This window comes from Streptomyces sp. MK7 (assembly GCF_032658145.1).
Classification (GTDB): domain Bacteria; phylum Actinomycetota; class Actinomycetes; order Streptomycetales; family Streptomycetaceae; genus Streptomyces; species Streptomyces spiralis.
Genome location: NZ_JAVACL010000146.1, coordinates 1 through 538, shown reverse-complemented (window position 1 = coordinate 538; position 538 = coordinate 1). Strand labels below are relative to the sequence as shown.

Annotated in this window: 1 protein-coding gene; it reads left to right on the top strand. The window is 68.8% G+C overall.

The genetic code is table 11. The features are described 5' to 3' along the window. Positions 1-538: alkaline phosphatase family protein (locus tag R2S09_RS40220; protein ID WP_316746242.1), on the top strand; the 538-nt coding region annotated here is incomplete at both ends.

Below are 538 nucleotides of genomic sequence, written 5' to 3'. Positions count from 1 at the left end.
TCTGTTCGGCGAGCCCGGCCTGGTGATGGACTACTACGACGGCAACACCGTCACCGCGATGTGGAACTACGCCCAGCACTACGCCCTGAGCGACCGTTCCTTCAGCTCCACCTACGGCCCGTCCAGCCCCGGCGCCATCAACCTGGTCTCCGGCCAGACGCACGGAATCATCTCGGTCGACCCGGCCTCCGGCACGGAGAACCCCCGGCAGACCTCCACGCCCGACCCCTACACCGTCAAGTCGCCCGACGCGAACGGCGTGGGCACGATGATCAACGACCCGGACCCGGCCTTCGACGACTGCTCCGGCAAGAACCACACCAGCGGCAACGCCCTGGGCGTGATGACGGGCCGCAACATCGGCGACCTGCTCAACGGCCGGCAGGTCAGCTGGGGTTGGTTCCAGGGCGGCTTCCGGCCCTCGACCGCGTGGGACGGGCAGCAGGGCGAGTACGCCCGGTGCGACACCGCGCACGCCAACGTCGGTGGCGCGTCGGTCGTCGACTACAGCCCGCACCACTCGCCGTTCGAGTACTAT